The sequence below is a fragment of the Paenibacillus sp. FSL M8-0142 genome, assembly GCF_038597315.1.
Lineage (GTDB): Bacteria > Bacillota > Bacilli > Paenibacillales > Paenibacillaceae > Paenibacillus_AQ > Paenibacillus_AQ lactis.
In genome coordinates this window covers 5,293,712-5,317,296 of sequence record NZ_CP152008.1, presented here as the reverse complement: position 1 = coordinate 5,317,296, position 23,585 = coordinate 5,293,712, and the positions used below count along the sequence as shown (strand labels likewise).

The window sequence follows — 23,585 nt, the reverse complement described above, 5'->3', positions numbered from 1 at the left end:
AGGGTCTATATGAAAATCAAAAAAATACCATCGCTATTGCTAAGTCTGTCTCTTGCCTTGGCGGTTACAGCTTGCGGAGGCGGAGGCGGGGGCAGCACTTCAGAGTCTGGCCAAGCCAAGAACGAACCGGGCAAGGAGGCTGCGCCCGAACAGATCGTACTCAAATTAAGCACGTGGCAGACAGACGCAAAAGCGCAGTGGAGCAAGATCATACCGGAATTCGAGAAGAAGCATCCGAACATTAAGGTGGAGCTGGATCTTCTGAACGAGAAAGGAGACTCGGTTGCTGCCATGCAGAAGCTTGATCTGATGGCGGCCTCAAACGACCAGCTGGACATCGTGGAGCTTCCGTATACGAATTATTCGCAAAGGGCGGATATCGGACTGTTCGAGCCGCTAGATAGCTACATTGAGAAGGACGGCTATAAATACGAGGATGAATACCTGGTAGATACCAAGGTAAACGGCAAAATTTACGCGCTTCCTTCTTCCATGCAGCGGTGGTTCGTGATTATGAACAAGGCCATGCTGGAGGAAGCCGGATTACCGGTCCCTACCGATTGGACTTGGGCGGAATTCGAGGAATATGCGAAGAAGCTGACCAAGGGGGACGGCGCGGAGAAACGCTATGGCGCTTATCTGCATAATTGGCCGGATTACTTCCAGCTGCAGCTCATGAGCAAGCCTTCCGATAATACCTTCCTCAAGAGCGACGGCACATCCAATGCGAAGGATCCCCTGCTGAAGGCGAATCTGGAAATGATGAAACGAATGATGTATGAGGATAAGAGCGTCAACCCGTACGAAGATATCATTTCCCAAAAGCTTGCCTATCGTAATCAATACTTCAACGGACTTGCGGCAATGCTTCCTATGGGAGACTGGATGGTTGCGGAATCCGGGGGAACCGAAGCGATTCCGGCGACATTCGTGACAGCCTTTGCTCCGCTTCCTAAACTCGAAGGGGAAAGCAAGCATTACTCCCCGGTGCAGCCGACATATATGGCAGTGGCTGCAAAGTCCAAGAATAAGGAAGCAGCTCACCAGTTCGTCAGATGGTACACATCCGAAGGGCTCGAAATCGGAGGCAGAGTATTCTCCGGCTGGGCTAAATCCGATACGGATAAGCTTGTGGACACCATTGTCAACTCCTCGATCGATCCTTCGAAGATCGATATAGAATCGTTGAAATACACCATCAACAACACTATACCGGGATCCGCCCCGGTACCTGTTAAATATGCCGATGAGGCGAAGAACGTCGTGATTCCGGAGGCGGAGCTGTACATTCTCAATAATCAGGACCTCGATCAGACGATTGACAGCATCGATCAGAAAATTACCGAGGTCGTAAACAATAATCAAAACTAATCCGTTCATAAACGTACGGAAGATGGATGCTTCATTTACTAGAAATATAGATCATGGGCAGGGGAAAACTTCAGGTTTTTCCCTATTCCAATTCAATCCGATTTGAGGCGTCGTTTTTGTGATGATACCAAGGTTCTCGTTACGCAAAAAGCTTATTTGGTCGGCATTGGTATGCTTTCTCCTTCCGCTTGGCGGAATCTACTTACTGACAAACTATTTAACTAAGGATCTGCTGCTCGAACGGGCGGTTGTCAGCTCTGAGGATGCGCTGCGAGCGGTCCAGTCGGATGTGAACGGCGTGCTCGATCAGACGCTGGAGCTGTCGAACATCGTCCTCACGAATACCGAAATCAGGCAGCTGATCACAGCCAGGCAGAATCGCAAGCTTAAGGAAGAGAACCTGGTGAATTACAGCAGGCTCGTTCGGCTGCTTGATGAGCTGTTCCGGCAGCATGACGAATACTATGTCACCATATTAGGAAAAAACGATGTTACATATACCAATTACTCTCACAGCGATTTCGATCCCAAGCAGCTGTATAAGCAGCCGTGGTTTGAACACCTGAATCAACTTCCGTCCTTCTCAACCTATTGGGTCGGGCTGCAGGAGAACAGCTTCAATCCCCTGCAAAAACAGAGCTCCCACATCATAACCATAGGGCGCCCGATTCGGACGTCGGCCGGCAGTGTCATTGGTTATGTCATTATCAGCGTGAATGAGCGAAAAATTCGAAGCCACCTAATCCAGCGGGCAAATTCGGATCAGAAGATGATGCTGCTAAGCGAAGAGGGGATGGTCATTTCCCATTCAGACCCTTCCTTGATCGGAAGTCAAGTAGCATGGTGGAACAGGGACGAACAGTCATCGACAGTCGAAATGAACGGTCAGGAATATGTGTATGCCGAGCAGCCGATCCGCGCGAATTCCTGGCGTCTGGTTAGTTTAATCCCGTTATCCTCGGCCGTATCGAAGCACAAACAGATTCTATTAATCAGTTTTGGATTACAGGTGTTTTTCTTTACATTATTTTGTGTGCTGCTAACCGTGCTGATTGCGACATTCACGAAGCCTATCCGGGATTTAAGCCGCTTTATTACCCATATCGGCCGGGGAAGGCTGGATATGCGCTCGGGTATTAGAGGCAATCATGAGGTGTCCCTCCTGGCACGGACGATTGATCATATGCTGGATCGGATCGAATCCATGATCGAGCAGATTACGATTGAACAATCCAAGAAGCGCAAGGCGGAGCTGGAAATGCTGCAGGCACAAATTAATCCGCACTTTATGTTTAACCTCCTGAATTCGATCAGGCTTAACATTCTGATTCGGGGCGATCAGGAAAATGCCGAACTAATCGCTTCGCTGTCTTCACTGCTCAGGATGACCATTAACCGCGATAATGAGTTCATTCCGCTTCGCGAAGAGGTGGAGACCGTCCAGCATTATATCCGGCTCATGAATTTTCGCCATGCGAATCAGGTTCGACTGCGTATTGATTACGAGCCGGGCTGTGAGGGGGCCCTTGTTCCCCGGTTCATGATTCAGCCGTTCATTGAAAACGCGATTATTCATGGATTTGAGCAGTATGCCGGAGACATCTTTATTACGGCGGCACAGGTCCGTGACAATGCTTCGAATCAATTGCGCATATCTGTACGGGACAACGGGGTAGGCATGAATGAATCCAAGCTGCATGAGCTGCGCGCCAAGGTGATGAGCACACAGGAGCCTGCAGCATCTGCCAGGAAAGGGTTTTCCGGAATCGGCGTGCACAATGTGTTTCAGCGGCTGCGCCTAATCTACGGAGCGGACATTCAGCTGGAGATCGACAGCGAGCAGGACTTAGGAACAACCATCACGTTAATATTTCCATTCGAGATGGAGCGAGGTGAACAGGGTGCTGACAGCAATACTGGTGGATGATGATTATCCGGTAGTACGTTACTTGTCTCAAAGTATTTCATGGAAGGATCTTGGTATCGAATTGATCGGCTGTTATTCGAATGGCTTGGAGGCATGGGAGGATGCGCAGCAGCGCCTGCCCGACATCGTCATAACGGATATCGGAATGCCCAAAATGAATGGCTTGGAGATGCTGGAGAAATTCAGCAAGATCAATCCCCGGTTTAGAGCCGTTATCCTATCCTGCCACAATGAGTTTCATTACGCACAGCAAGCCATGAAATTAAAGGTAAGCGATTATATTCTTAAAGAAAGCTTGAAGGTTGAGCAGCTGCAGGATGTGCTTCACAACCTGTCCGTTGATCTGAACGAGGAGAAGAAACAGGCGTCGGAAGTCATAAAGTATATGCAGAAGGATGCGCTGAACCGGTCGGCGCTCAAAGAAAAGCTGCTGAAGGATACGCTGTACCAGCCGTCTTGGACGAAGGAGGCATGGCTCAAGCACGCCCGGTTGAACGGAATTGTCCTGGATGCCAGATATTACTTGCCTGTGATCGTATCTATCGACCGGATATCGGAAGTGTCCCGGGCTCGCAATATGTATGATTACACCATCGCTTTTGCCGTCGAAAATATCCTGCAGGAAGTGCTGGACACCATGCACCGGAGCGTTATTTTTCATCACAATAATTGCGAACTGGTGGTGTGGATCTGCTGCGAGGACCCTGTCAAGGAACAGCAGCTGCTGCATTACTCTTTGCAGAATGCCATAAGCGCCGTCCAACAATATCTGAAAATATCGATCACCTGTCTGCTGGGGAGGGAAGCGTCCGGGCCTACCGAGCTGCGGGCAGTGCTGATGCCTATGATGAAGGAGCTGAACCATCGGTTTTATTTAGAGGAAGCGAGAGTCCATCGTTTCGAGAAATCCTCCTTTGCGGATGGAGATATGTACGCGGAGTATGCTGCATTTTTCTCGAGAATGAATGACGCTCTGGCGCTGAACCGCTCGGAAAGCTTGGAAGGAATGCTTAACGAATGGGCGAAATGGGTGAAGAAGAGCCGGTTTCATCCCGCAGACGTCAAAGAATGGGTGCTTCAGCTTCTCATGGATTTGCAAATGAAGACGAAGGTCACGCTGCAGGTCCAGCAGAGCATTTCCGAAGAGAGGCTGTATGACGCCGTGAACGGCATTCATACGATGGAGCATTTGCTCAGCTGGATCAGGCATTATTTAAAGGAGCTCTCCCGCAAATTAAGCGTATTGTCAATCCAATCGAAACGGCCCGAAGTGATCCGGGCCCAGCAGTACGTCATACAGCATGTGACCGAGAAAGTGACCCTTGAGGAAATCGCGGGATATTTGAATCTGAATGCCAGCTATTTCAGCCGCCTGTTCAAGCGTGAAACCAACCAGAATTTCATCGAATATGTCAATATGGTCAAGCTGGAGAAGGCCAAACAATTATTACAGAAATCCAATAAATCAATTGAAGAAATATCGGATTATTTGGGCTATGCGAATAAGAGCTATTTTATCAAATTGTTCAAACGGGAATACGGAAAGACACCCAGCGAATATATGTCATGGAACTAATCCTGGTCCATGAGTCAGAGAGGAAGCGATAGCTTGCGGCAGAATGGTAGTGCAGCATATAACGCATTTCGTACGAAAGCCGATGTGAGGCAGGCGGTTACGGATATGCTGGAGCCGTTGAAACGGCGATTCACGCCGGGATGCGCCGGTCTTCAGCTTGGAGATACGGCTGCCGAATACAATGAGGCGATTGCTCTCATGGAGGCTTTCGCAAGGCCGTTATGGGGGCTGGTTCCCCATGCCGGCGGGGGAGGCGAATCAGATCTATGGCCTCTCTACCTGAAGGGGATCGTTAACGGAACCGACCCGGAACACGAGGAATACTGGGGGGCCTTTGCAACCAAGGACCAGCGAATGGTCGAGCAGGCCGTGCTGGGGCTTGGGCTGGCGCTTGCGCCGCATAAACTTTGGCACCCGCTGAACGAGCGCGAGCAGGAAAACCTGTATGGGTGGTTGAATCAAATTAACTTGGTGGATCGTTCGAATCCGAATAATTGGCTGATGTTCACGGTTCTTGTGAATATCGGGTTCAAGAAGGTAGGAATGCCATATAACCAGGCCATCATGGATGAGTACCTGGATACGATAGATTCCTATTATCTGGGGGATGGCTGGTATTCCGACGGCAAGACGGATCAGCGGGATTATTACATTCCTTTTGCCATGCATTTCTACACGCTGATCTACGCCAAACTGATGGAAGATGATGATCCGGTGCGCGCCAAGGTTTACCGGGAGCGGGCGAAGATATTTGCCGAGCAGTTCATCTATTGGTTTGCTGAGAATGGAAGCAGCATTCCTTTTGGACGCAGTCAGACCTACCGCTTCGCTCAAGTCTCCTTCTGGTGCGCGCTCGTATATGCCGGCGTCGAGCCGTTTTCGCTGGGGGTCATGAAAGGGATTATTATGCGCCATTTGCGGTGGTGGCTCGCCCAGCCGATCTTTACGACGGACGGTTTGCTTAGCATAGGCTACGCTTACCCTAATCTGATCATGGCGGAGAGCTATAATGCTCCCGGATCTCCTTACTGGGCGTTTAAAACCTTTCTCATTCTGGATTTGCCGGATGACCATCCATTCTGGTCGGTGGAGGAGGAACCCCTCCCCAGCTTGGAGCCGATCTCCGTTCAGCCACACGCTCGCATGATGATTTGCCGTCCGGAGGATGATGGACATGCTGTTGCTCTGGCATCGGGGCAAATGGCGAATTTCACTATGGCACACAGCGCAGCCAAATACTCAAAATTTGCTTACTCCACGCGCTTTGGCTTCAGCGTTCCCAAAGGCTATTACGGCTTGACGGAAGGGGCCTTCGATTCCATGCTTGCCCTGAGTGAGCGGGATGAGCATTATCGTGTGCGGCGTTACTGCGAGGAGTTTCAGGTTGAACAACAGTTTGTGTATTCGAGATGGCTGCCTTGGCACGACGTCGAGGTACGGACATGGCTTATTCCTGCAGGGCTGTGGCATGTGCGGATTCACCGCATTCATACGGGCCGCAGACTGACGGCGGCCGAAGGCGGATTCGCAGTGGGGAGGATGACCGGCTTGACCGGAAGCGAACCGGACGCCATCCGGACGGCAGCGGATCGAATTGCAGCGATTATGCCTGGAGGCATTAGCGGCATCGTCAATTTGCAAGGATATGACGGCGCGATGATGGTCTATCCGGAAGCCAATACGAATTTGCTGAAGCCGCGAACGATGATCCCTACGCTGATCGCGGAGCTTGAACCGGGGGACAGCTTCCTGATTTCTGCGGTATTCGGCGCTTCGAGCTCTGAAAGGAACGAAAGCGTTCTCAAACATCCGCCAAAGGTAGAACAGACGCCTGGAGGAACGATCAAGATCACCGAAGCTCTCTCCAGGAGCGTTATTGTTGAAATCAAGACAGAATAATCGGCAAAGGGGAGAGTAAAATGTGGAAGTTTGCGATTGAGGACGCCCTCGTCAAAATCAAACAGAATATTCAAAAACACCCTGGAAAATTACCACACATCATCGAAGGACAGCGCTATGATTGGGGTGAGAACAACGACTGGATCGAGGGCTTCTATACCGGCATGATGTGGCTCGCCTATGAATTTGGTCAGGATCCGTTCTATAAAGAAGCAGCCGAGTCCTATTTAGCCAACTTCAAGCATCGTCTGGACCATCATATCGAGCTGGACCACCATGATATCGGATTTTTATACTCACTGTCCGCGGTTGCACAGTGGCGTGTAACCGGGAATACAGCTGCGCGCGAGCTTGCGCTCCAAGCAGCCGATGCCTTATTAGCGCGGTGGAGGCCTAAGATCGGAATTATTCAGGCATGGGGGAAAGAGGACGATCCCGAAAATGGGGGGCGGATCATTATCGACTGTCTGCTGAATCTCCCGCTTCTGTTCTGGGCGCATGAGCAAACAGGTGATGCTAAGTATTATGATGTAGCAATGAAGCATGCTCTTAAGAGCCAGAAGTTTCTGGTACGGGGGGACGGTTCTTCCTATCATACCTTCTACTTCGACACCGACAATGGAAATGCGCTCCGTGGAGGCACCCACCAGGGCTACCGGGACGGATCGACGTGGACCCGGGGCCAGGCATGGGGGATTTATGGTTTTGCCCTTGCATACAGATATACGAAGCATGCCGATTTCTTGTCAACGTCAAAGCGCATGGCCCGTTATTTTATCGATCGTCTGCCGGAGGATGCGGTCGTTTACTGGGATTTCGATGTTCCGGTCGAGGATGGCACACCGCGCGACAGCTCGGCCTCGGCGATTACGGCGTGCGGACTGCTTGAGCTGCTGGAGCTGATAGGCGACAGCGATCCCGATCGGGCTCTGTTTGAAGATGCGCTGAATCGCAGCATGAAATCACTCGTTGAGCGCTATGCCACGACCGATTTGCCGGACGCGGAAGGGCTGCTGAAGCATGGCTCCTATCACGTAAGGGGGGACCGGGCCCCGGACGATTATATGATTTGGGGCGATTATTATTATCTGGAAGCCCTTGTCCGGCTTGAGCGTGGAATCAAAGGCTATTGGTATGAAACATAAGATGGCGTTATAAGGTTCTAAACCTCTGACAGCTTTTAGCTGCAGAGGTTTTTTTACGATATGCGAGGGCAAGGCAAAGGGATGAACCAACAAGTAAAAATCGTACGGTATCCGTCAAATATGTTCATTATATCCACGCTTGAAGCCCGACTATAATAAGGGTGGCAATAAAATGAAAGCGATTTCAATTTAAGGAGGAGATTCTGTTGGTAATAAAGAGGCCTGCCAGGACGGGAATGCTGCTCGTCTTCCTGCTGGTTGTGGTCACCGGACTTTCCGTCACCGTGATCTGGAGCCATGCGGCTCAGTCATCAGAGGATCCCGTTGTATTTACGATTAATGATGAACCCGTGACGGCTGAAGAGTTTCGATTTTTTTTGCAGCAGAACAAAGCTTTAACCGTCAGTGATTTCAAACGCAAATATCGTGCGGATTACCATGCGGATTTCTGGACCTCCTCCTACCAAGGACAGAATCCACTGGACTACGCCAAACAGAAAACGATCGAGGATTTGAAAAAAATAAAGATCGAGCAAATGCTGATGAAACGGTACGGGATCATCGAAGATTCGTCCTTTGCCTCCTTTTTGAAGCAGCTCGAAGCGGAGAATAAGGACAGGCAGCAGAATATTCGCAATAAGCAGCCGATTTACGGTCTTCAGAAGTATGGGGCCGAGCCATTTTATTCGTATCTCCACAGCATGAACTATCAAGCTCTAATCGATGACCTGGTCAAGAAGAAAAAGGCTGCGCTTACGGATGCAGAGCTGAAGCCATTGTATGACGAGATTAAATCGGACGATTTTCATCTAGGCTATTCTTTTGATTACGAAATCATCTCGGCGGAAAGCCCGCGACCGTTGGAGCAGCTGCGGGATCAACTCTTATCGCGGCCTGGCAGTGTCCAGGAATCTATCGTTCCATTAGGGTTTTCGAAGGATATCGCCGTTCGGCGGGACACGCTGGACATGGATACAAAGTCCAAAGACGATGATGGGGCACAAGAGCTGCAGGAGATGTTCATGACCATGCAGCCCGGGGAGTTTACCGGCATTCTACGTGATCATAACGGCCCGATGATGCTAAGGCTTCTCGAAACCGAGGACAAGGGCTACGTGCCTTATGAGCAAGCGAGAACTTCCTTGGTTCAGCTATATATGGAGAGGCAGCTGGAGCAGCTCGTTGAAGACCAACTGCGTCAAGCAACGATGGAGATCGACGAGGAGGTGCTTAAGACGATTTCGTTCTCGAATTAGATCATAAGAACAGGAGGGTGTTAAAAAATGAAGCTTGGTAAAATAAAGCCGATTCGAAGGCTGTTTGCCGTTTGTCTCAGCATGCTGTTAGGGTTCTCCCTGGCAACAACCGGTTTAACAGGGGGGCAGGCCAATGCAGCCGCTAACTATAATGATGAAGCGGTTCATACCCTAACGGATGCTGCGGTACCTCAAGCAGCTGTCGGCACAACCTATTATGTCAGTGTAGACGGGAATGATGCGAATGACGGAAGGTCGGAAGATCATGCGTGGGCAAGCCTTGAGAAAGTAAACAGCATGAAATTTGCTCCGGGTGACCGTGTCTTATTCAAAGCAGGGGACGTATGGAATGGCTCGCTTAAGCTTCGGGGCATCTCGGGTACCGAAGATGCTCCAATCGTATTCAGCAGCTATGGTGATATCGAGCAACTCGGCCGTCCTGTAATTAACGGAAATGGAACAACCACAACGGAAATTTCAAAGATCATACTTAATTATAAAGGGGTAGCCGACAAGACGATGTCAGCCACCATCGATGTCGTGGACGGAAGCTATCTCGAGTTTTCCAACTTTGAGCTGACCAACTACAACCCGAACGTCGTTTCCCAGCGCGCAGGCATCAATATTCGTACGGCTTCCACCACGGTAACGGAATGGGAGGCGAACCCCCATAAGGGAATCGTCATCAAGAATAACTATATCCATGATGTGGACGGGAATCCGAAGGGGTGGAAGATCGGCAGCGGAGGCATCCTGATCCTTGGCAATATTTCGGATGTTCTGGTTGAAGGCAATATTGTAAAGCGGGTGGATATCGAAGGCATCCGTAACGCCGGGCTGTATAAGGAAGGCGATGTCAAAGCCAACTTCCCAAGGGTTTTTGAAAATATTATTTTCAGAAATAACTACGTGGAAGAGGTTCAAGGCGATGGCTTTGTCATGAGCAATGTCGGCACGAATGGAAGAATGGAGTACAACACCGTAGTCAAGCATTCCGCAAAGAACGTGGGGAATGTCAATTATGCCGGTCTTTGGGTCATCGGCGTCAAGGATATGGTGATGCAATTCAACGAAGTATATGGCGGCATCTACGGGTACAATGACGGTCAAGCCTTTGACGTCGATATGTTCTGTGAGGGGACGTTGTATCAATACAACTACAGTCACAGTAATCGAGGCGGCTTTATTCTTTTTATGGACGGCTCCACCAATTCCGTCGCCCGGTATAATATCAGCGTAAACGATGGCGACGGCAGATATTTGCTGCATTATTTGCCGACAAGGGAAGCGTACGCGCCGCTTATTCATAACAATACGTTCTTCACGGATGCGAATATTTCGACCAAAATCTTTAATGCCTCCGGTAAATACGCCAAATTGTATAATAATATTTTCTATACGAAAGCGGATACGCCGATGGGGGCAAGCACGTTTTCCGGCGGTGAGATCAAGCATAATGTGTTCTATCCCGGGACGAATATCAAAGATACCGACTTTCCTGGTGCAGCTGTAGAAGATAATATCTTCGAAAGCCCGAAATTGGCCAGACCCGGCGAAGAGCCGAAGGATATTATTGATGCAGGAGCCGGTTTTTTCGATGTTGAGCAATTGAATGGATATAAGCTGTTACCGGGATCGCCGGCTATTAATGCAGGGACGGATATTCGGAATCTCACTCCCTCTGTGTGGGCTCCGGCAGATAAGGATTTCTTCAACAACCCGATAACGGATGGCTCCATTGATATCGGCGCTCACGAATATTCGAACGACGAACCGAATCATCAGGTTCCCGAGGTCTTGCCGGTATCGATGAGTTTAAATTATGAGAAACTGGACCTGTACGCGCAGCAGGCAGGCAAAACGTTAACCGCCCAGTTCGAACCGAAGGACACCTGGTTCAAAGGAGTCAAGTGGTCAAGCAGCGACAGCCAGGTCGCAGCGGTAAGTCCGAATGGGTTCATTACACCCGTTCGTCCCGGTGAAGCCATCATCCGGGCTGAAAGCACGGTTCATCCGGCTATCTATGCTGAGGCCCATGTAACCGTGCATGCTGCATCAAGCATTGAATCATATCAGGTCGCTGCGGATTCACTCGAGTTATCCGAATCCAATCCATCCGTTCAGCTGCGAGTGGACGGCATAACCGAGGACGGAGTTGTGATGGAGCATGCGCCTTATTATCGCGTTCGATATGAGGCGGATCCGAAATCGTTCAACATTGATCCGGACACCGGCATTTTGACTGCAATCGGCGACCTTTCCGGCATGGATTCCGTCGAGGTTAAGGCCGAGGTACAGGAATATCAGGATCTTCAATACTCCCAGAGCTTTGAAGCCGGGTGGGGGGACTTCATACCGGAGACCGGAACCGAGATTACGACAGGAGCGATCTCCGATAAAGTCGCCTATCAAGGCGAGCGCAGTGCGCTGTTTGTTACCGGGAACGGCAGCAATGCGATCCAGAAGCTGTTCGGGACCAAGCAGCAAGGAATTGTAACGATCATGATGTACGATGACGGCTCCAAATCCGGAAACACGCGGGTTGTAGCCCATGTCGGCAACGCGAGAACCACTTTGCTCGCAGGAATGGGCGTGCTTTACGATGGCAGTAGCTATGGGTCGCAGGATTATTATTCCGTACGGGCAAGCAGCTCCTCAACCGCTTGGGAGGCAACCCAAGTGAAACGCAGCAAGGGCTGGCATGAGTTGAAATGGGACTACACTTCAGGCACAGATTTAAAGATGTACATTGACGGGCAATTGGTAAAAACGACGAGTGCCATAAAAGATTTTGACCGGATCGTACTCGGCTTTTTGTGGGATTCGGCGAATGGCCGCATCTTCGCTTTCGATAACATCAAGTACGCTCTAACCGATGAGAAGATCACCAAGTCTGCGGCTCCGCTTACTTTGTCCGTGAAGCCTAAAGCGGATAAGGCGGCATTAGAGCAGGCCATCACCGTTGCGCAGAGCGTCTATGACTCTGCAGTAGAAGGAGATGGACCGGGCCAGTATCCTGAAGGCTCGAAGCTTCGCTTGTATGAGGCGATCGAAGCCGCCGAGCAGATGCTGAGTAAAGCGGATGTAACGCAATCGGAGATCGACGCGGCTGTGATCGCACTTCAGGAGGCGGTAAAGGCATTCCAATCCTCGGTGATCGTCGATCCGTCCGTACCGGCGGATAAGCGTGAATTGAATGAAGCCATTACGGTTGCGAGAGCGGTCTACGCCGAGGCCGTAGAAGGAAGTGCGCCGGGGGAATATCCGCTGGGAGCAAAGCAGAAGCTCCATTTAGCCATTGAGGCTGCTGAAGCCGTCATGGAACGCGAGGATGTCACGCAAGGAGAAATTCAAGCAGCCGTTACGGCTTTAATTGCGGCTGTCGCCGAATTCAAGGCAAGCGTTATTCCAGGCAGTGAAGCGCCGCCTAGCTGGACGGAAGGGAGACTCGTAGCGGAGAAAGTATCGCCATCGAGCGTCACCCTGCATTGGTCCGGTACCATTAAAGCCGATCAGGTGGATAAGTTTATAATCTATCAAAATGGTGCAGAACGAGTGACCGTGACCGGATCCGTATACCGGTACGAGGCTGCCGGATTAAGACCGAATACGCCATACACATTCAAGATTGAAGCCGGCGATTCGAATGGACGATGGAGCACCGACGGTCCTGAAATATCCGTAACGACAGCAGCCGCCGTCGTCGATCCGGGCGCTGGGGGCGGCTCTTCGGATGGCGGGCCATCAACGCCTATGCCAGCCCCTTCTGTGCCGAATACGGGCGGACAGGAAGACGGCAGGGATGCGGAGGGAGATGACGGGGAAGAGGTCGTGAAACCAACACCTCCGAAGCCAGGGATAAGCCTTACCGATCTTTATGGACACTGGGCTGAGTCTGCGATCCGGAAAGCTGTTGAGCTAGGGTGGGTTCGGGGATATGCGGATAAGACCTTCCGGCCGAACGCCAACATTACTCGTGCGGAGTTTGCCGTGTTGTTGGGAAGGGCCTTGGATTTGGATCAGCAGGAGGCTTCGGCAGACCTCAAGGATATGAACCGGATTCCTGTCTGGGCTAGACCGTATGTGGCTGGGGCCGTCAAGGCCGGAATCATTCAAGGGTATAGGGATCATACCTTCCGGCCGTCGCAGGAAATTACCCGACTCGAGATGGCTGTCATGATCGCAAGAGCGAAGGGGGTGCCATTGGATTCCACGGCGAGCGTTCCATTTGCCGATGCAGAGCTAATCCCTGCTTGGGCTAAGCCGTATTTGGCTGCAGCTTACGACGCGAAGCTGATTCAAGGAAGAGGAGGCGGCATGTTTGCCCCGCACCAGCCTGCGACCCGGGCTGAATCCGTTCACTTGATCGTTGCTATGCTGAGCGAGTAATAGAGGGGATGCCTAAATGTATTTTGAAGGGGCTAACGGCTAAAACTTAAAATTTTGCATTGTAAAGGGGCTGGCCCATAAGTAAATCCGCTGCTTGATGACAGCCCCACAATCAAAAAGCATATCAAAACAAGGGATGGTGCTGCTTCGGATGTTATCCGTGAGCCGCCATCTTTTGTTTATCGATCATGCGGAGCACCCCACAAGGTACGAAAAACCTGACCATGTACGGAAAAAGAGCGTACTTTTCAAACATCCCGATCGGAACGATAATGAGGGTGTCTACAACATCAAACCGAATGGAGAGAGAACGCATGAATATATTGGTTGTTGCTGCTCACCCGAATTTGGAGAATTCCCGCGCGAACCGGGCACTGCTTGATGCAATCCAAGGAATCGAAAATGTGCATGTCCACGATCTGTATAAGGAATATCCGAATTGGCATATTGATGTAAAGCGGGAGCAGGAGCTCCTGCTCGGATACGAGCGGATCGTATTCCAGTTTCCGTTCTATTGGTACAGCTGCCCGCCGCTTTTGAAAAAATGGTTCGATGATGTATTGGTACGCGGCTGGGCATACGGGCCGGACGGCAATCATCTGAAGGATAAGGAGTTTATGGTTGCAATAACGGCAGGCGGCTCGGAGAACGGGTTCCGTGCAGGCGGTGACAATCGGTTTACGATTAGTGAGCTGCTGCGGCCGATTCAGGCCACGTTGACGCACTGCAAGGGGGAGTTCCTTCCGCCCTATGCCATGTATGATGCGGACCGGCTAACGCCTCATCAGTTCCGGGAGCAGGCAGAACGTTATGCGGAGCATATCCAGGCCGGGGTCAAGCAGCTGGCGCGCTAAACATTCACTTGCCTGCCGCAACGCCAATGAGGGATGATATGGTAATGGGTCGGCGGGCAGCTTCTTGGACTGCTTACCCGCCGACATTTCCCGCTTCGTGCCCGCGCCGCACGAGCGAAAGGGGACGAAGCGTCTGATTGGGGGAATGACGATGCAGATCGATGAACCGGTCCACCTTGAACCTTATGTCGAGAGCTGGAGGGAATTATACCTTTCGGAGCGTAAGCGCCTGCTGCGTTCCGTCGGCGAGTTAACGAAGGCCATCGAGCATTTCGGAAGCACATCCGTGCCGGGAATGACCGCCAAGCCGATCATCGATATATTGGTGGGTGTAGAGGACCCGTCTGCTGCAGCGGATGAGATCATCCGGCGTCTGAACGGCATCGGATACGAGCATCTGGGCGAAGCCGGTATTCCCGGAAGGCGATATTTTCGCCAAAGAGGCCTCCATTATTACAATGTGCACGTCGTTCAATATCGAGGGGAGCTTTGGAACAACAACCTGCTGCTCCGCGATTATTTGAGGGAGCATCCCGAGGAAGCGCAGCGCTACAGCGACATGAAGGAGCACATTCTTGAACGCGGTGCGCAGACCTTGTTATCCTACTCGGCTCAGAAGCATGCATTTGTGAGCGGACTGCTGGAGCGGGCAGCAGCATGGGCCGGAGCTTAGCGAAAATATTTATCCCTGCTTTATCGGGCCGGGCCCTGCGTCATGGTCTTGCTCTGCTTTCGGAATTCCGACGGGGTAAGGCCATGCACCTTTTTAAACGTTTTGCTGAAGTGGACATAGTCCGAGTACCCGACGCGATATGCGGCCTCCTGCGCGGACAAGCCGCCTTGTGCGAGCAGCTCCTTCGCTTTCTCCATCCGTACCTGCGTTACATACTTGACGAAATTCATATTGGTCTCGTTCTTGAAGGTCCGGCTTAAGTAGGTCACCGACATCCCGAGCGAGTCGGCCACCTCCTGCAAGGACAGATCCTCCGCCGCATAATTCTCCTCGATATAACGCTTGGCTTTCACGATATTGTGATGCGCGCCGAGATTCCGCATGCCTTTTATCCAACAGATGGTCTCGCTTATGATCTTAAGAAGACGCTGTCTACAGGCTTCCTTGTCATCGTCCTGAGCGATGTCCGGGGTGTGCATGCCGTTCCTAAGCTCCCCGTCCGGCAGCTTTAATCCACGCTCCTCCAGCATTAGCAGCAATTCCTGCATAAGCATTCGAACATAGCGCGGCAGACTGACATCTGCCGGTCCGCCTGTTTCGAAATGGGCGATCATGTCGCCGGCGAGCGCCAAGGCTTCGCGCTCCTGCGCCGACCAGAGCAGGTCGACGAGCTGTGCCTTCGACCGCTGCTGGGCAAGCGTCCAAGCGGTCTGACGGGAGAAGCGCTCCACCCGGCGATCCAGCTCTTCGCAGGCCTTCACCAGCGCCGCATGGAACTGGGCAGGATCGACCGGCTTCAGCAGAAAATCGGATACCCCGCAGCGCATCGCCTGCCGGGCATACTCGAAATTGTCGTGACCCGACAGAATCAGGATAAACGTATGCTTGCGGCTCTCTCTAACCCTGCGGATGAACTCCAGTCCATCCATTTCGGGCATGCAAATATCCGTCACGATAATATCGGGCGAGGTCTCTTCCATCAATTTCAGCGCTTCGGCGCCATCCTCCGCTTCAGCCACCACTTCAATCCCAAGACCCGACATCTCCGTCAGTTTTCTTAGGCTCAAATGAATCGCATATTCGTCATCGATGATCATCAATTTGTACATGCCGAAGCCTCCTCGTCAGCAGTATAGGGAAGACGGATTTCGAAGATGGTTCCTTCGTCCGGCGCCGAATGGATCAGCTGCAGCCCATATCCGGAGCCGAAGGTAAGTGCGAGCCGTTCATGAACGTTCATGAGGCCGATGCCGCTCGTAGCTTCCCCTTGTGGTTCCTCGGCATGCAGATCTCCTCCCGGATACACCGCCGATTGTAGAGACCGCCGAATCCGGGCCAGCTTCTCCGGCGGCATGCCGTTGCCTTCATCGCGGATGACGATGACGAAGCAGCTGCTCTCGGCCCGCGCGCTGATGCCGATATACCGAGGCTTCCTGCCGCGATATCCGTGAATGAACACATTCTCGACGATCGGCTGCAGCGTCAGTCTGACGGCCTGGACCCGGGTGACAAAGCGTTCATCGACATCCAGCTCGACTTCAAGCTTGCGGAAGCGGGCTTGCTGAAGCTCCAGATAGGCCTGGATATGCGCAATTTCCTCTCGGAGCAGGACGATGGATCCGGCGTGGCTAATATTGTAACGGAACATATGGGCAAGCGCGCGCGTCATGCGGCTGATCTCCATATGGTTGTCTGCGATAGCGTAAGAGTTAATGATTTCCAAGGAATTGTATAGAAAATGCGGATTGATGTGGGATTGCATCGACCGCAGCGCGGACTCCTTCTGTTTGATAATCAGCTCGCGCTCTTTGAGCTGCGAGGTATGAACCTCCCGGATCAGACGCTTGAGCTCATCCGTCATTCGGTAAAAGCTATGGAAAACAGCGCGCATTTCATTGTTCCGGAATGAATGCGTCTTGGCAGGCAGAACAAAGTCACCCTTCTCCACTCGGGCCATCAGCTTCTGCAGCATCACAAGCGGCCGTGTCAACGACAAGGAGAAGCCCCCAACAAGAGCCAGCGAGATGCCGATGAGTACGGCCGCCGCCGCCAAAGAATAATTCCGCTGCGTGATCAGATTGCCGATCAGGCTGCTCAGCGGAAGATCGGCAACGACGGTCCAGCCGGCAATCCGCGATTGCTCATGGATCACCATCTTTTCTGCCGGAGAGGCCGGATCCTGGTGGCGAAAGAAGGAGGAGCTGCTGCGGCTCTCCAAGCGTTGCAGCAGACTTTCTTCGACCTCGGTTCCGATGAGGCTGGAATCGGGATGATAGATGATTTGCCCTTCGCTTCCCATAATCCAGACGTTGAAGCTGCCCAGGGAATCATTGGTGCAGATCGCTCCGATCTGCTGCAGATTGAGATCAACGACCAGCAGGCCCTTGTACAGAAAGGACGAGTTGTCATAGAGCTTCCGGGCAATCGTCAGGGACGGTGTGGGTCCAACCTTGCTTAGCCCCAGGATCTGAAAGTCGCTCAGCTGATCCATCCGGGAGAGATAGGACAGGTTGCGTTTGCGGATATCCGTCATATTGAGCAGTCCGGGAGCCTGTTCGTAATCGGTGATCTGCCGTTTGTTGCTGGCAACCAGCGAGATGCCGATGATATCGGATCGGCCGTAGATCATCTGGGCGAACAGATCGTCTTCGACCTTCTTGGCGAGCTGGAAGTACTGGTAGGGAGTTAAGGGCTGGGCCGACAGAAATTGTTGAATCTGCGGATTATGGATGAAAGGATACGTAGAATTCTCCAGATTGTTGATATAAGAATCTAGCGACACGTTGGTCTGCTCGATGATGCGTTTATTCGTGTCGACGGCAAACTTCTCGATGGCTTCGGTGGAGGACTGGTACCAGAAGCTGCCAAGCAGAAAGAATGGAAGACCGATGAATACAATAATCAATACGAACAGTCGCTGGTTGATGGTCAGATTGCCAAAGGACATCCGCTGCTTGTTCATCTATGGATCCGCCTTCCTTCAGTTATGGAGTGTGGATTGTAAGGAACATTGTAGCAAAAAAACACAAGTTGTAAATAAAAGAACAGCAGTCGGGAGCAAGAATACACAAGTCAGTCAAGAAAGCACATGGGCCGCCGCCGGGATATTCATTACAATGCTAGTAATCCATACGAATATGAAGACAGGGGGTTAATCGATCGTGAAAAAAAGAAAAGGCTTGTACAGCTGGCTTGCCGCTTTGCTGATTGTAACCGTGTTTGCAAGCGGTTGCAGCGGAGGCGGTAAACAGGATGGCGGAGCAGCCTCTCCTCCCAAGGAAGAAGACGGCGGGAAGCAGGTAGAGATTTTGCTGGGCTACTACTCCAGCGACAGCTCCGACACCAAGATGAAGGAGCTGATCGACCGGTTCGAGGAGCAGCATCCGAATATTAAGGTGAAGACGCAGAGCGCGCCGTACGGCCAGTTCTATCAGAAGCTCGACACCCAGATTGCGGCCGGTCAGGCACCGGACGTATGGCTCTCGGACGGCGTCTATGTGATGAAATACGCGCAGCGCGGCGCGGCTAAAGATCTGACGGACTGGATCGTCCGCGATCTGAAGGCCGAGGAATATTACGGTCTGGATTTCAACAAGGACGCCGAGGGCCGTTATTGGGGCGTGCCCCAGGGCATCCAGGTCGGCGTGCTGTTCTACAACAAGGATCTGTTCGATAAGGCAGGCGTCGATTATCCTTCCGAGGATTGGACCTGGGAGGATCTGAAGGCGACGGCAGCCAAGCTGACGGTCGATGCTGCAGGGAAAACGGCCGAGGATGCCGGCTTCGATCCGGCAAGCGTCAATCAATTCGGCCTGACGTTCTTCAGTATTACCGAGGGCTGGTTCTCGGTAATGAAGTCGTATGGCGGCGGAGTTCTCGACGAGAAGGCCGAGAATTCGATCGTCAACACGCCGGAGAACAAACAGGCTTTTGAATGGATGGTAGACGGCATGCAGCGCGGGATTATTACGGACCCGGTGGATTTGAAGAGCTTCCAGAGCAATACGGCCGTATTTCCGAGCGGATCGGCAGCGATGCGGATCGGCATTTACGCAAGGGTGCAGGCGGCGAACGAGGCAGGGCTGAACTATGACGTGACCCTGCTGCCGAAGGGTCCCGACGGCAAACGAGTATCTCCGGTGATCGCGAACTCCTGGGTCATCAACCAGAAGTCGAGTGACGAGAAAGCGGAAGCCGCCTGGGAATGGATCAAATACTGGGCGACCGAGGACGAGGTGCAGAAGCAGTGGACGGAGCTTGGCGAAGCGGTGCCGGTCAAGAAATCCGTTGCGCAGTCGGATGTGTTCCTGAAAGCGGGCGAGCAGCCGGCGAACCGCAAGGCGTTCCTCGACAGCCTTGAATTCGCGCAGACGCTGGACAATAACGCCGTATGGGAGGAATGGGTCGGCAAATTCAACGAGAACGCGGAGCGGGCATTCCTGGGAGACGCGACGATTGATCAGGCATTGAGCGATGCTGATGCGGCGGTTCAAGCGGTGCTGGACGATTTTTATAAAAAATAATGCAAGATCTGCTCAAGAAAGGCGGGAGCGATTATGGACAACACGCTGATCGATAAGACAAAGCCAAAAGCCGAGCTTCTACCGCACGGCAAACCCGCCCGAAAACGGACCTGGGATCATGAAGGACGATGGGGGCTGCTGATGGCATCCCCCTATATTCTCCACTTCATCGTGTTTGTGGCGGGGCCGCTCGCGGCATCGCTGTACTTCAGCTTCTCCGATTACGACATGCTGAACCCGCCTGAGTGGACGGGGCTCGATAATTTCCGCCGGATGGCGGACGATCCGATGTTCTGGCGTTCGCTGTGGAACACGCTCTATTTCACCGTGCTGTTCGTGCCGCTCCAGACCTTCCTGGCCCTGGTGCTGGCGGTTGCTCTGAATCAGCGCTTGAAGGGGCTGAAGTGGTTCCGCATGGCGCATTTTATACCGGTCATCTCTTCCTGGACCGTCATTCTGTATGTCGCGGACGCGGTTTTCAATCCGCGCTTCGGTCTGGCGAACATGCTGCTGCAGAAGCTGGGCCTCGCCGGTCAAGGCTGGCTGCAGGACCCGAAGCTGACAATCCCGCTCCTCGTGATGATCGCGGTGTGGAAGGGGATCGGCTACATCATGGTCATTTATTTGGCCGGCTTACAGAGCGTTCCAGGCGACTTGTATGAGGCGTCCGAGATCGACGGGGCGGGGGCGCTCCGCAAATTCCGGTACATTACGATTCCTTTGATCTCGCCAACCACCTTCCTTGTCTTGATCATGAGCACGATCTCTACCTTCCAGGCATTTGAGCAGATCTACGTCCTGACGGGAAGAGGGGATATCAGCGCGGCCGGAGGACCGAACCATTCCAGTCTGGTGCTCATGCTGTATCTGTACCGCGAAGGCTTCACGTTTATGCGGATGGGCTATGCTTCCGCGATTGCGTGGGTGCTGTTCATGATCCTGTTCCTGCTGACGCTGATCCAGCTGCGGGGCCAGAAGAAGTGGGTGCATTACGAATGACAAAGGAAATCTTGTGTGTCAATACGGAAGATGCTTCGGCGATTGGTTTGCGGTGGAAGGGTATATTTTACGGAGGGAAAGAAAAGGGTTATGGGGCTTCGAGCCGTGGAGTTCCTTGGTTCGGCCTCCTCGGCGAGGATCGTCAGGCAGTCAGCTGGTGCAGGAAGGAGGGACTCGCATGAAGTATAAGCTGCTAGGACGAAGCATTGCTTACCTGTTGATCGGGATAAGCTCGCTTGTGATGCTGGTGCCGTTCGCGACGGCATTGATGAACTCGCTCAAGACCTATCGGGAATACACGACCGTTCCGCCCCGATGGATCCCCGAAGTATTCCAATGGTCGAACTATGCGGCTGTATTTAAGCTCGGAAATATCGGCGGCTATACGATGAACAGCGTGATCGTGGCGGGCTTGTCGGTTGCGGGGGCGCTGCTGTCGTGCTCGATGGTTGGGTATGCGTTCGCCCGTCTCCGTTTTCCGCTGAAAAGCGCGCTGTTCGTCATGGTGCTCGGCACGATGATGATTCCCGCGGTCGTGATCATCATTCCGCACTTTATGATTTTTAATGAGCTGAACATGCTGGATACGCTGACTCCCTTGTGGGTGATTGAGTGGCTGGCCCAGCCGTTCGGAATATTTCTCATGCGGCAGGCTTTCATGAATATACCTAAAGAGTACGAGGAAGCGGCGAAGATGGAGGGCTGCAATCCGTTTCAGATTTACTGGCGGATCTTTATCCCGATGGCCAGGCCTACGCTGGCGACGCTGGCGATCTTCACCTTCATGGGCAAGTGGAATGAAATTTTGACGCCGGTCATTTACTTGACATCCAATGAGAAATACACGCTGCCGATCGGGATTCTGTCGCTGTCCGGACAATGGACGGGAAATGAGCAGCTGATGATTGCCGCGGCGCTGGTCAGTCTGGTGCCGATTCTGCTGGTGTTCCTGTTCGCGGAAAAATATTTCGTGCAGAATCACAATATGGCCGGAATCAAATAACGGTCCCGCCAGAGGCATTGCCTTTGGCGGCGGCCGCCGGAAGGGAAGGATCTACAATGAGGATAGCCGCGTTCAGCGGTTCGCTGATCGATTACGATTTGAAGGAAGCGATGGCGGTCAGTGCTTCGCTTGGTTTTGACGGCATCGAAATTGCCTGCCGGGAGCCGCATCTGCATCCGGACATGCCGCTTATGCAGGTCCGGGAAATCAAGAGCGCCGCCGAGGATCACGGCCTTGCGATCCCCGCCTTGGCAGGCTACATGGGTCATTTCTCAACAGCTCAAGCTGAGGCTTGCGCAGCGGAATACGACCGCTTCATGGAGCTGCTGGAGCGCTCCGTGCTGCTGGAGTCGGATATGATCCGGGTGTTCCCCGGGGGGCCGAACGCTTTTCTGGCCGAGCCGGAGCACTATGAGAAGGCGGCCTATTGGATCCGGCGCTGCGCGGACGAAGCGAGGAAGGCGGGGAAGCGGATCGCGCTGGAAATCCACAATCTCTCGCTGGTGGAGACAGTAGACGGTGCGCTTCACCTGTCGGATCTGGTCGGCCGGGACAATGTCGGATTCATTCACGATGCAGGCAATATGTACATTACGGATACCGGGTACGGCGAGGAATCGGTCAGGCGGCTCGGAAGCCGGCTGTTCCACGTCCATATCAAGGATGAGAAGCGGATCGCGAGCGCCGGGGCTCCGGGAACGTTTAAAAATTTGACCCGGCACGGAGAGGAAAGCTTTCTGCAGTGCCGTCTCGGCGAAGGCGAGGTCGACCACGGCGGTTTGCTCCGCGGGCTTAAGGAAAGCGGCTATGATGGCTGGCTTACGCTGGAATGCGCGGCTCCGTACCCGCCGATCGAGCGGCTGGCCTGGGATATGAAGATGCTGCGAACATGGCTTCGGGCTGTGGAGGTGTAAGGAATGACGGATCGAATCAAATATGGCATTATCGGATGTCAGCACGCCCACATCGGCATGTTTATCGAAGAGATGCAGCGGCTCGGGTATCCATGTGCCGGTGTTTACGAACCGGATAACACGAAACTGGCCCGCGAGGTGGCAGAAAGGTTCGGCCTTGCGATCACGTCGGATCGCGAGTCTTTGCTGGAGGATGACGATGTCGGCATCATCGGCTGTGCGGCGGTCAATAACGAGAAGATCGATGTGATCGAGCTGTGCGAGAGCTACGGGAAGCATGTGATGATCGACAAGCCGGCGGTAACGAGTCGCGAGGGTCTCCGCCGTCTGCAGGGGGTGATGGAGCGGGGAAGGATTGAGATCGGCATGATGCTCACCGAACGCTTTCGCGCTTCGCTGTATACGGCACGCAGGCTGGTTATGGCCGGGGAGCTGGGGGAGATTGTCCACATCGCGATGCGGAAGCCGCACCGGCTGAACCCCGCTAACCGTCCGGCATGGCATTTTGACAAGGAGAAATCGGGCGGCATCATCAACGACCTCCTCGTTCACGATTTTGATCTGCTGCGCTGGCTGACCGGCAGGGAAGTGGAGGCGGTATCCGGTCATATGGCCAAAAACATCCTGCCGGAGCATCCGAGCTTTTACGACACAGCAGCCGTGCATGCGGTCATGGAGGGCGGGGTCACCGCAGAGCTGTATGCCGATTGGCACACGCCGGCGGGCAGCTGGACCTGGGGGGACGGCCGGATCTTCATCACCGGCACGATCGGCACGGCAGAGATCCGGCTGGAGGGCGATCCGCTGCTGCAGAGCCGGGAAACGGTGCTCCTAACGGATGCGGAACAGCTTCGGCCACTCGAGCTGGAGGCTCCGCCGAAGCTGCTGGCACAGGATTTCCTAGACCGCATACGGGGAGGATCGGGACAGATCTCCCACCGTGATATTTACAAAGCGTCGGAGGGCACGATTGAAGCAGACGAAGCCGCCCGTGTCATCGTCCGAAGCACGCTGGAAACCGGGCACAACCAATATCGATAGAGCGGGGTGTATTCG

16 protein-coding genes are annotated in these 23,585 nt (G+C 53.0%); 14 read left to right on the top strand and 2 right to left on the bottom strand.

The features are described 5' to 3' along the window. Window positions 1–9 precede the first annotated feature (9 nt). The 9 genes from NSQ46_RS24310 to NSQ46_RS24270 all read left to right on the top strand — a co-directional run bounded on the left by NSQ46_RS24310 (window position 10) and on the right by NSQ46_RS24270 (window position 15,090). Window positions 10–1,371 (top strand): extracellular solute-binding protein, encoded by a 1,362-nt coding sequence (locus NSQ46_RS24310; RefSeq protein ID WP_342575028.1) that lies wholly within the window; start codon window positions 10–12, stop codon window positions 1,369–1,371. 121 nt (window positions 1,372–1,492) lie between these two features. Then, window positions 1,493–3,298, top strand: a complete 1,806-nt coding sequence (locus tag NSQ46_RS24305; RefSeq protein WP_251536739.1) for a sensor histidine kinase — start codon at window positions 1,493–1,495, stop codon at window positions 3,296–3,298. Next, window positions 3,273–4,874 carry a helix-turn-helix domain-containing protein gene (locus NSQ46_RS24300; RefSeq protein ID WP_342575026.1) on the top strand — a complete coding sequence of 534 codons (1,602 nt, stop codon included), beginning with the start codon at window positions 3,273–3,275 and terminating at the stop codon, window positions 4,872–4,874. The genes NSQ46_RS24305 and NSQ46_RS24300 overlap by 26 nt, the downstream gene beginning before the upstream one ends. Window positions 4,875–4,907: 33 nt before the next feature. Next, window positions 4,908–6,773, top strand: coding sequence for a DUF2264 domain-containing protein (locus NSQ46_RS24295; RefSeq protein WP_342575024.1), 1,866 nt, complete (start codon window positions 4,908–4,910; stop codon window positions 6,771–6,773). Between the two features lie 20 nt (window positions 6,774–6,793). Next, the gene (locus NSQ46_RS24290; RefSeq protein WP_342575022.1) at window positions 6,794–7,918 is read left to right on the top strand and encodes a glycoside hydrolase family 88 protein; all 1,125 of its coding nucleotides are present in this window, start codon (window positions 6,794–6,796) and stop codon (window positions 7,916–7,918) included. A gap of 206 nt (window positions 7,919–8,124) precedes the next feature. Continuing rightward, the gene (locus NSQ46_RS24285; protein WP_342575020.1) at window positions 8,125–9,174 is read left to right on the top strand and encodes a peptidylprolyl isomerase; all 1,050 of its coding nucleotides are present in this window, start codon (window positions 8,125–8,127) and stop codon (window positions 9,172–9,174) included. 27 nt (window positions 9,175–9,201) lie between these two features. Continuing rightward, on the top strand, window positions 9,202–13,563 hold the full coding sequence (locus NSQ46_RS24280; protein ID WP_342575018.1) for an S-layer homology domain-containing protein: 4,362 nt from the start codon (window positions 9,202–9,204) through the stop codon (window positions 13,561–13,563). Window positions 13,564–13,877: 314 nt separating this feature from the next. Next, entirely contained in the window at window positions 13,878–14,417 is a 540-nt protein-coding gene (locus tag NSQ46_RS24275) for an NAD(P)H-dependent oxidoreductase (protein ID WP_007131528.1), read from the top strand. 64 nt (window positions 14,418–14,481) lie between these two features. Next, window positions 14,482–15,090 carry a GrpB family protein gene (locus tag NSQ46_RS24270; protein ID WP_341034248.1) on the top strand — a complete coding sequence of 203 codons (609 nt, stop codon included), beginning with the start codon at window positions 14,482–14,484 and terminating at the stop codon, window positions 15,088–15,090. Window positions 15,091–15,110: 20 nt separating this feature from the next. Here NSQ46_RS24270 and NSQ46_RS24265 read toward each other — a convergent pair whose 3' ends face one another. Next, a complete protein-coding gene (locus NSQ46_RS24265; protein ID WP_342575014.1) occupies window positions 15,111–16,199 on the bottom strand; it encodes a response regulator in 1,089 nt (362 codons plus the stop codon). Continuing rightward, on the bottom strand, window positions 16,187–18,052 hold the full coding sequence (locus NSQ46_RS24260) for a histidine kinase (protein ID WP_342575012.1): 1,866 nt from the start codon (window positions 18,050–18,052) through the stop codon (window positions 16,187–16,189). Before NSQ46_RS24260 ends, NSQ46_RS24265 begins: the two co-directional genes overlap by 13 nt. A 199-nt stretch (window positions 18,053–18,251) precedes the next feature. Here NSQ46_RS24260 and NSQ46_RS24255 point away from each other — a divergent pair, with 199 nt between their 5' ends. From NSQ46_RS24255 to NSQ46_RS24235, 5 genes are all read left to right on the top strand, one after another. After that, entirely contained in the window at window positions 18,252–19,613 is a 1,362-nt protein-coding gene (locus NSQ46_RS24255; RefSeq protein WP_341341597.1) for a sugar ABC transporter substrate-binding protein, read from the top strand. A gap of 33 nt (window positions 19,614–19,646) precedes the next feature. Beyond that, window positions 19,647–20,612 (top strand): sugar ABC transporter permease, encoded by a 966-nt coding sequence (locus tag NSQ46_RS24250; RefSeq protein ID WP_007131533.1) that lies wholly within the window; start codon window positions 19,647–19,649, stop codon window positions 20,610–20,612. A gap of 178 nt (window positions 20,613–20,790) precedes the next feature. Then, window positions 20,791–21,615, top strand: coding sequence for a carbohydrate ABC transporter permease (locus tag NSQ46_RS24245; protein WP_007131534.1), 825 nt, complete (start codon window positions 20,791–20,793; stop codon window positions 21,613–21,615). Window positions 21,616–21,671: 56 nt separating this feature from the next. Next, complete coding sequence (locus NSQ46_RS24240) at window positions 21,672–22,529, top strand: sugar phosphate isomerase/epimerase family protein (RefSeq protein WP_251536689.1); 858 nt, start codon at window positions 21,672–21,674, stop codon at window positions 22,527–22,529. Between the two features lie 3 nt (window positions 22,530–22,532). After that, the gene (locus NSQ46_RS24235) at window positions 22,533–23,570 is read left to right on the top strand and encodes a Gfo/Idh/MocA family oxidoreductase (protein WP_341034242.1); all 1,038 of its coding nucleotides are present in this window, start codon (window positions 22,533–22,535) and stop codon (window positions 23,568–23,570) included. The last annotated feature ends 15 nt before the right edge of the window (window positions 23,571–23,585 follow it).

Excerpts from the sequence above, each read along its gene's own strand:
- NSQ46_RS24310 (WP_342575028.1), top strand. The coding sequence starts at position 10 with ATGAAAATCAAAAAAATACCATCGCTATTGCTAAGTCTGTCTCTTGCC.
- NSQ46_RS24305 (WP_251536739.1), top strand. The coding sequence starts at position 1,493 with ATGATACCAAGGTTCTCGTTACGCAAAAAGCTTATTTGGTCGGCATTG.
- NSQ46_RS24290 (WP_342575022.1), top strand. The coding sequence starts at position 6,794 with ATGTGGAAGTTTGCGATTGAGGACGCCCTCGTCAAAATCAAACAGAAT.
- NSQ46_RS24280 (WP_342575018.1), top strand. The coding sequence starts at position 9,202 with ATGAAGCTTGGTAAAATAAAGCCGATTCGAAGGCTGTTTGCCGTTTGT.
- NSQ46_RS24275 (WP_007131528.1), top strand. The coding sequence starts at position 13,878 with ATGAATATATTGGTTGTTGCTGCTCACCCGAATTTGGAGAATTCCCGC.
- NSQ46_RS24265 (WP_342575014.1), bottom strand. The coding sequence starts at position 16,199 with ATGTACAAATTGATGATCATCGATGACGAATATGCGATTCATTTGAGC.
- NSQ46_RS24260 (WP_342575012.1), bottom strand. The coding sequence starts at position 18,052 with ATGAACAAGCAGCGGATGTCCTTTGGCAATCTGACCATCAACCAGCGA.
- NSQ46_RS24250 (WP_007131533.1), top strand. The coding sequence starts at position 19,647 with ATGGACAACACGCTGATCGATAAGACAAAGCCAAAAGCCGAGCTTCTA.
- NSQ46_RS24245 (WP_007131534.1), top strand. The coding sequence starts at position 20,791 with ATGAAGTATAAGCTGCTAGGACGAAGCATTGCTTACCTGTTGATCGGG.
- NSQ46_RS24240 (WP_251536689.1), top strand. The coding sequence starts at position 21,672 with ATGAGGATAGCCGCGTTCAGCGGTTCGCTGATCGATTACGATTTGAAG.
- NSQ46_RS24235 (WP_341034242.1), top strand. The coding sequence starts at position 22,533 with ATGACGGATCGAATCAAATATGGCATTATCGGATGTCAGCACGCCCAC.